General features: G+C 53.9%; 8 protein-coding genes and 1 tRNA gene. 5 read left to right on the forward strand and 4 right to left on the reverse strand.

The window, feature by feature from the left end; genetic code table 11:
* Positions 1-2 precede the first annotated feature (2 nt).
* The 3 genes from galK (at position 3) to gpmA (ending at position 3,144) form a co-directional block, all read left to right on the forward strand.
* Positions 3-1,151: a galactokinase gene (galK, locus tag E3U32_RS14735; RefSeq protein ID WP_134349381.1), complete on the forward strand. Its 1,149-nt coding sequence runs from the start codon at positions 3-5 to the stop codon at positions 1,149-1,151.
* Positions 1,145-2,185, forward strand: coding sequence for a galactose-1-epimerase (gene galM / locus E3U32_RS14740; RefSeq protein ID WP_134349382.1), 1,041 nt, complete (start codon positions 1,145-1,147; stop codon positions 2,183-2,185). The genes galK and galM overlap by 7 nt, the downstream gene beginning before the upstream one ends.
* A gap of 206 nt (positions 2,186-2,391) precedes the next feature.
* Positions 2,392-3,144, forward strand: coding sequence for a 2,3-diphosphoglycerate-dependent phosphoglycerate mutase (gene gpmA / locus E3U32_RS14745; RefSeq protein ID WP_023310804.1), 753 nt, complete (start codon positions 2,392-2,394; stop codon positions 3,142-3,144).
* Between the two features lie 58 nt (positions 3,145-3,202).
* Here the strand turns inward: gpmA and aroG are convergent, their stop codons facing one another.
* Positions 3,203-4,255 carry a 3-deoxy-7-phosphoheptulonate synthase AroG gene (gene aroG / locus E3U32_RS14750; protein ID WP_134349383.1) on the reverse strand — a complete coding sequence of 351 codons (1,053 nt, stop codon included), beginning with the start codon at positions 4,253-4,255 and terminating at the stop codon, positions 3,203-3,205.
* 304 nt (positions 4,256-4,559) lie between these two features.
* Between aroG and E3U32_RS14755 the strand changes: the two genes are divergently transcribed.
* Complete coding sequence (locus E3U32_RS14755; protein ID WP_134349398.1) at positions 4,560-4,940, forward strand: protein YbgS; 381 nt, start codon at positions 4,560-4,562, stop codon at positions 4,938-4,940.
* A 105-nt stretch (positions 4,941-5,045) separates the two neighbouring features.
* On the forward strand, positions 5,046-5,984 hold the full coding sequence (gene zitB / locus E3U32_RS14760; RefSeq protein ID WP_134349384.1) for a CDF family zinc transporter ZitB: 939 nt from the start codon (positions 5,046-5,048) through the stop codon (positions 5,982-5,984).
* Here zitB and pnuC read toward each other — a convergent pair.
* The 3 genes from pnuC to E3U32_RS14775 form a co-directional block, all read right to left on the reverse strand.
* Positions 5,981-6,700, reverse strand: a complete 720-nt coding sequence (gene pnuC / locus E3U32_RS14765; RefSeq protein ID WP_134349385.1) for a nicotinamide riboside transporter PnuC — start codon at positions 6,698-6,700, stop codon at positions 5,981-5,983. The genes zitB and pnuC overlap by 4 nt on opposite strands.
* Positions 6,701-6,722: 22 nt before the next feature.
* Positions 6,723-7,766: a quinolinate synthase NadA gene (gene nadA, locus E3U32_RS14770; protein WP_134349386.1), complete on the reverse strand. Its 1,044-nt coding sequence runs from the start codon at positions 7,764-7,766 to the stop codon at positions 6,723-6,725.
* A 189-nt stretch (positions 7,767-7,955) separates the two neighbouring features.
* Positions 7,956-8,031, reverse strand: a tRNA-Lys gene (locus E3U32_RS14775).
* Positions 8,032-8,129 lie beyond the last annotated feature (98 nt).

The following is an 8,129-nucleotide window of genomic DNA, read 5'->3' on the forward strand; positions in this document are numbered from 1 at the left end:
AAATGAGTCTGAAAGATAAAACACAATCCCTGTTTGCTGAAAAATTTGGCTACCCTGCCACCCACGTTATCCAGGCGCCTGGCCGCGTCAACCTGATCGGTGAACACACCGACTACAACGACGGCTTTGTTCTGCCCTGCGCCATTGATTACCAGACCGTCATCAGCTGTACGAAGCGTGACGACCGTAAAGTCCGCGTGATTGCCGCGGATTACGGTAATGAGACGGACGAGTTTTCCCTCGATGCCCCGATCGTGACGCACGACAGCCAGCAGTGGTCTAACTACGTGCGCGGCGTGGTGAAGCATCTGCAGAAGCGTAACAAGAACTTTGGCGGTGCGGATTTAGTTATTAGCGGCAACGTGCCGCAGGGTGCGGGTTTAAGCTCCTCGGCTTCTCTGGAAGTCGCCGTAGGAACCGTCTTCCAGCAGCTTTATCATCTGCCGCTGGACGGCGCGCAAATCGCCCTGAATGGTCAGGAAGCAGAAAACCAGTTCGTGGGCTGTAACTGCGGCATCATGGACCAGCTGATCTCTGCGCTGGGCAAAAAAGAACACGCGCTGCTGATCGACTGCCGTTCTCTTGGCACCAAAGCCGTTCCCCTGCCAAAAGGTGCGGCTGTCGTGATCGTCAACAGCAACTTTAAACGCACGCTGGTGGGTAGCGAATACAACACGCGCCGCGAACAATGCGAGACCGGCGCTCGCTTCTTCCAGCAGCCCGCCCTGCGCGATGTGACGCTCAATGAGTTCAATAAGGTGGCACACGAGCTGGATCCGGTCGTTGCCAAACGCGTTCGTCACGTACTGACAGAGAACGCCCGTACCGTTGAAGCCGCGTCCGCGCTGGCGAAAGGCGACCTGAAACGTATGGGTGAGCTGATGGCGGAATCCCATGCCTCCATGCGCGACGACTTTGAAATCACCGTGCCGCAAATCGACACGCTGGTTGAGATCGTAAAAGCAACAATTGGCGATAAAGGCGGTGTGCGCATGACCGGCGGCGGTTTCGGGGGCTGCATCGTTGCCCTGGTGCCGGAAGAACTTGTTCCTGCCGTCCAGCAGGCGGTAGAAAAACAGTACGAAGCAAAAACGGGTATTAAAGAAACTTTCTACGTGTGTAAAGCATCACAAGGAGCCGGACAGTGCTAAATGAAACACCCACCCTTGCACCGGATGGTCTGCCGTATCGCCTGTTAACCCTGCGCAACAGCGCAGGGATGGTGGTTACGCTGATGGACTGGGGAGCCACGCTGCTTTCCGCCCGCGTTCCCATGCCGGATGGCAGCGTACGCGAAACCCTTCTCGGCTGCGCCTCGCCTGAGCAGTATATCAATCAGTCCGCCTATCTGGGCGCGTCCGTAGGGCGCTATGCTAACCGCATCGCGAAAAGCCGCTTTGAACTCGACGGCGTGCAGTACGACCTGCTCCCAAGCCAGGGTGAGAACCAGCTGCACGGCGGCCCGGAAGGCTTTGACAAACGTCGCTGGAAAATTGTCCGCCAAAACGACAGCGAAGTGCAGTTCTCACTGGATTCGCTTGATGGGGATCAGGGTTTCCCGGGGAATCTTATCGCCTCCGCACGCTTTACGCTGACCGACGACAACCGTATCGCTATTGAATACCGTGCGACAGTCGACAAGCCATGTCCGGTCAATCTGACCAATCACGCGTATTTTAATCTGGACGGTAACCAGTGCGACGTGCGTAACCATAAGCTGCAAATCTTTGCGGATGACTATTTGCCGGTTGACGAGATGGGCATTCCGTATCAGGGGCTGAAGTGCGTGAGCGGCACCAGCTTTGACTTCCGCAGTGCGAAAACCATCGCACAGGATTTCCTGAGCGATGACGATCAGCGCAAGGTGAAAGGCTACGACCACGCTTTCCTGCTGCAGGCAAAAGGTGATGTGAAGCAACCTGCAGCACAGGTCTGGTCTGCGGATGAAAAGCTGCAGATGACGGTTTATACCTCCGCACCTGCGCTGCAATTCTACTCAGGCAACTATCTTGGCGGCACGACGGCGCGCGAACACGATGAGTACAGCGACTGGCAAGGCCTGGCGCTGGAGAGCGAGTTCCTGCCGGACAGCCCGAATCATCCGGAATGGCCGCAGCCAGACTGTGTGCTGCGCCCGGGTGAAGAGTATGTTAGCGTGACGGAATACCATTTTATTCCGCATTGATTTCAAGCCCTCCCATCGGAGGGCTTTTTTCTGCACGCCTTGCTGAAAATAGCGCCGATCGCAGACAAAATCATAACCCTGGATTCACAAGCATCTTACACTCAGAGACTATTTTCGCTATGGTTAGGGTTAAGCGTTGCTGCTGGCATAGCCACGGCAATATAATGAGAATTGTTATCATTCTAAAAATGCTTGAGGAGTAAGAGATGGCTATAACTAAGCTGGTCCTGGTGCGTCACGGCGAAAGTCAGTGGAACAACGAAAACCGCTTTACCGGTTGGTACGACGTTGATCTGTCCGAGAAAGGCGTAAGCGAAGCAAAAGCAGCAGGTAAACTGCTGAAGGAAGAAGGCTTCAGCTTTGATTTTGCTTACACCTCTGTGCTGAAACGTGCCATCCACACCCTGTGGAACGTTCTTGACGAACTGGATCAGGCCTGGCTGCCGGTTGAGAAATCCTGGAAACTGAACGAACGTCACTACGGTGCGCTGCAGGGTCTGAACAAAGCAGAAACCGCTGAAAAATACGGCGACGAGCAGGTTAAACAGTGGCGCCGCGGTTTCGCAATTACGCCACCGGAGCTGACCAAAGATGACGAGCGCTACCCGGGCCACGACCCACGTTATGCAAAACTGACCGACGCTGAGCTGCCAACCACCGAGAGCCTGGCGCTGACCATCGACCGCGTTGTGCCTTACTGGAACGAAACCATTCTGCCACGCCTGAAAAGCGGTGAGCGCGTGATTATCGCCGCTCACGGTAACTCCCTGCGTGCGCTGGTAAAATACCTGGACAACATGGGTGAAGACGAAATCCTCGAACTGAACATCCCGACTGGCGTACCGCTGGTATATGAGTTCGACGAAAACTTCAAACCAATCAAACATTACTATCTGGGTAACGCGGAAGAAATCGCGGCGAAAGCAGCGGCTGTCGCGAACCAGGGTAAAGCGAAGTAATTTTCGCAAGACATAAAAAAGCGCGGAACCTTCCGCGCTTTTTTATTTCCGCATCGGATTAACCGCGACGCGCTTTTACCGCATTCGCCAGCTGACGCAGGATCGTGTCGGTATCGTCCCAGCCAATGCAGGCATCCGTCACGCTCTTGCCATACACCAGCGGTTCGCTGCTTTCCAGGTTCTGGTTACCTTCAACCAGATGGCTTTCGATCATCACCCCAATCACCGCCTTCTCACCGCCGGCAATCTGCTGACAGACGTCTGCACCCACTTCCATCTGCTTTTTGAACTGCTTGCTGGAGTTGGCATGGCTGAAATCGATCATGACCTGCGGTGGCAGCCCGGCTTTTTCCAGCCCGACCTTCACTTCAGCCACATGCTTTGCACTGTAGTTTGGCTCTTTGCCGCCGCGCAAAATGATATGGCAGTCACCGTTACCGCTGGTGTTAACGATGGCGGAGTGACCCCATTTGGTCACGGAGAGGAAGCAGTGCGGCGCTCCCGCAGCATTGATGGCATCAATGGCCACCTTCATCGTGCCATCCGTCCCGTTTTTAAAACCAACCGGGCAAGAGAGGCCGGAAGCCAGCTCGCGGTGAACCTGAGATTCAGTGGTACGGGCACCTATTGCGCCCCAGCTCATCAGGTCTGCCAGATACTGAGGCGTAATCATGTCCAGAAACTCACCGGCCGCAGGCAGGCCGCTGTCGTTGATCTCCAGCAGCAGCTTGCGCGCGATGCGCAGACCGTCGTTGATCTGGAAGCTGTTATCCATGTGCGGATCGTTAATCAGCCCTTTCCAGCCCACGGTGGTACGCGGTTTTTCAAAGTAAACGCGCATCACGATTTCCAGCTCGCCCTTCAGCTCTTCACGTAACTGGAGCAGTCTTGCTGCATACTCTTTTGCCGCCGCAGGATCGTGAATAGAGCACGGGCCAATCACCACCAGAAGACGATCGTCATTACCTTTCAGGATCTTATGGATCGCTTTACGAGCATGAGAAACCGTGTTTGCGGCATTTTCAGTGGCGGGGAATTTCTCAAGGAGTGCTACAGGAGGTAATAACTCATTGATCTCTTTAATGCGTAAATCGTCGTTCTGATAATTCATCTTCTTTCCAGCTCTGCCATATCTTTAGTAATGAAAGCAATCCTTTCAATCTATCTTGTCGTTCAGGAAGTGTAAACACGGTTTTACACTTCACGCAGATAATTCCTGGAATTCGCCTAAAAATCGCCACAAAATAGCGAAAAATGAGATCTAACCTAAGCTTTTTAACTGTAACAACCAATTTTACACGCTTAAACGCGATTCCCTACTGACATAAGTCGGTAAGGCGGGAGCTTTCGCCTCTGAAAAAGATGCACTGTTGGAGAATGTTATCCAGCGTAACGACAAGAACAGGAGCACCATGATGAAAATGACAAAACTGGCAACCCTCTTCCTTACAGCCACACTTACCCTGGCAAGCGGCAGCGTCCTTGCTGCGGAAACGGGTAGCTCAGACAACAACGGTGATGCCAATGCGGCAGCGTCAGCAGGCCAGGTCGCCCCTGATGCGAAACAAAATATCGCCCCGAATAATGTCGATAACAACCAGATCAACACCGGCAATACCAACACCGGCGGCACCATGCTGCATCCGAACGGTAGCGGTTCCGGCACTATGAATCATGACAATATGAGTTCGGATGAGGTTCATAAGAACTCTATGTGCAAAGACGGCAAATGCCCGAATCCTAACGACAAGGTGGGTAATGACGCCAATACCAAAACCGATGGCACTACCCAATAATCCGCTGTGATCGGAAGAAAAAGGAGAGCTCAGGCTCTCCTTTCTTTTTGGAGCAACCCATTAAAAACGCTACACTAAAAACAATAATAAATCAGGAAAGCAGACATGGCGCACACCCATTCACACTCACAAACTCCGGGCAACGACAACGCTAAACGACTTATGCTGGCCTTTGGCGTCACGGCAACGTTCATGGTTATCGAAGTCATTGGCGGGCTGGTTTCCGGTTCTCTGGCGCTTCTGGCTGATGCCGGGCATATGCTGACCGATGCAGCCGCGTTGCTCTTCGCCCTGCTGGCCGTGCAGTTTGCACGTCGACCTCCAAATGCGCGCCATACCTTCGGCTGGCTGAGGCTGACAACCCTTGCCGCGTTTGTTAACGCTATTGCGCTGGTGGTCATTACCGTTCTTATCGTCTGGGAGGCGGTACAGCGTTTCAGACACCCTCAGCCGATCGCCGGGGCGACAATGATGGTGATTGCTGTGGCAGGGCTGCTGGCGAATATCCTGGCATTCTGGATTTTGCACCGCGGCAGCGGGGAGAAGAACCTCAACGTGCGGGCTGCGGCTCTGCATGTCCTGGGTGATTTGCTCGGTTCAGTCGGGGCGATTGTGGCCGCGCTGGTGATCCTCTATACCGGCTGGACGCCTGTCGATCCGATTCTGTCCGTGCTGGTATCGTGTCTGGTCTTGCGCAGCGCCTGGCGGTTGCTGAAGGAGAGCGTCAATGAACTGCTTGAAGGGGCACCGGCATCCATGGATATTGACGAGCTGAAACGTAACCTGCGCCGTTCTGTCCCGGAAGTCCGCAATGTTCATCATGTGCACGTCTGGCTGGTGGGGGAGAAACCGGTCATGACCTTGCACGTCCAGGTGATCCCGCCTAACGACCATGATGCGCTGCTTGAACGTATCCAGCATTTTCTTGAACATCACTACGAAATTGGCCATGTCACCATTCAGATGGAGTATCAGCCTTGTAACGGCCCGGACTGCCACCTTAACGAGGCGCAGTCCGGTCATTCACATCATCATCACCACTAGCTGGAAAGCGCGTGAGAGCCTCGCTCACGCGCGCTGTTAATCCACATCCGGCTGCCGTTCAGCGCGATGAAGGTCAGCAGCAGATATTCCAGCGACATGGCATAGACGCCCTGTAGCGCGAAAATCACCACGCTGATGACGTTGATAATGACCCACAGCAGCCAGTTCTCAACGTATTTACGGGTCATCAGGATCATCGCCGCAATCGACAGCACCATCATGCAGGAATCCCAGAACGGGAAGGCATCCGGCTGGAGCTCTGGCATCGTCACATTTAAACCGATGCCGGACATGACCGAAACGGCAACGCGGGTCAGGAACGCAAACACCGGGTTGATGTAGACGGTCATTAAACCAATGGCAACCACGCAGGCGACAAGCCAGGCGATCGCTTTCGGCAACGGCAGCCAGCGGATTTGAAGCTCGGCCTCCTGCTGACTGTTCTGGCGCGACCACGCATACCAGCCGTAAATATTGGCCGCGAAGAAGAACAGCTGCAAAAGCAGGCTTGCGTAGAGCTGGATCTGGAAGAAGATAATCGCAAACAGCGTGACGTTTATGAGCCCGAACGCGTAATTACTGATCTTCTCCAGGCTTGCGAGCCAGATACACAGTAATCCCGCCAGCGTGCCAACGGCCTCAATCCATGACAGGTCATAGCCACCTGCACCAATCGGTATATGAACCAGAATGTTCTGTGTGCTAAAAAAATCCATCTTTTCCCCAGGGCGTGTTGAATTACGTACGTAGTGTAGCTGCAAAATCCAGCATGCGGTTAAGCGGAATTAACGCACCTTCACGCAGAGCAGCATCCACATGGATTTCATGCGCTGCACCGCCGGTCTCGAGCCCTTCGGCAATTGCCTTCAGGCCGTTCATCGCCATCCACGGGCAATGCGCGCAGCTGCGACACGTTGCGCCCTCGCCTGCCGTTGGCGCTTCGAGGAGCTCCTTCTCCGGCACGGCCTGCTGCATCTTGTAGAAGATACCGCGATCGGTCGCCACAATAAGCTGCGTGTGAGGCAACGTCCGGGCAGCGTTGATAAGCTGGCTGGTTGAACCCACGGCATCCGCCATGTCAACAATCGACTGCGGTGATTCAGGATGAACAAGAATGGCAGCGTCAGGATAAAGCGCCTTCATACGGGCCAGCGCCTGGGTCTTGAATTCGTCGTGCACAATACAGGCGCCCTGCCAGCAGAGAACGTCAGCACCCGTCTGCTTCTGGACATAATTTCCAAGATGGCGGTCAGGCGCCCAGATAATTTTCTCACCCAGACTGTCCAGGTGCTCAATCAATTCAACGGCGATGCTCGACGTGACCACCCAGTCTGCCCGCGCTTTTACCGCCGCGGAGGTGTTGGCGTAAACCACCACGGTACGGTCAGGATGGGCATCACAGAAGGCCGTGAATTCGTCAATCGGGCAGCCGAGATCCAGTGAACACTCCGCATTAAGCGTTGGCATCAGAATGGTTTTTTCAGGGCTGAGGATCTTTGCCGTTTCGCCCATAAAACGCACGCCTGCGACCAGTAGCGTGGAAGCTGGATGTCTTGCACCGAAGCGCGCCATCTCCAGTGAGTCAGAAATACACCCCCCGGTCTCTTCCGCCAGCTGCTGAATTTCCGGATCGGTGTAGTAATGCGCCACCATCACCGCATCTCGCTCTTTAAGAAGACGCTTGATCTTTTCGCGGTAGAATTGCTTTTCATCCCGGCTCAGCGGGACAGGTTTTGGCGGAAACGGATAGATTGCGGCTTCAGAATCAAACATCACGCTCATTATGGCTTCTCGTTTTACTGGCTTAACAATATTGCCTTTCTTTTGCCTGACATAGCAAAACGCACGGCAATTGTGTTTTGTATACTAAACAAGATAGCGAATCTGGAGTGAAAAGTCACCGGGAATAGATGTGCGGAGCATTTGTTGTCGCAGATAGCAAAAAAGCGCCTTTAGGGCGCTTTTTTACACTGGTGGGTCGTGCAGGATTCGAACCTGCGACCAATTGATTAAAAGTCAACTGCTCTACCAACTGAGCTAACGACCCCTTGCGGGATTTTTTTCTTCGAAGTGGTGGGTCGTGCAGGATTCGAACCTGCGACCAATTGATTAAAAGTCAACTGCTCTACCAACTGAGCTAACGAC

This window comes from Lelliottia nimipressuralis (assembly GCF_004402045.1).
GTDB lineage: Bacteria > Pseudomonadota > Gammaproteobacteria > Enterobacterales > Enterobacteriaceae > Enterobacter > Enterobacter chinensis.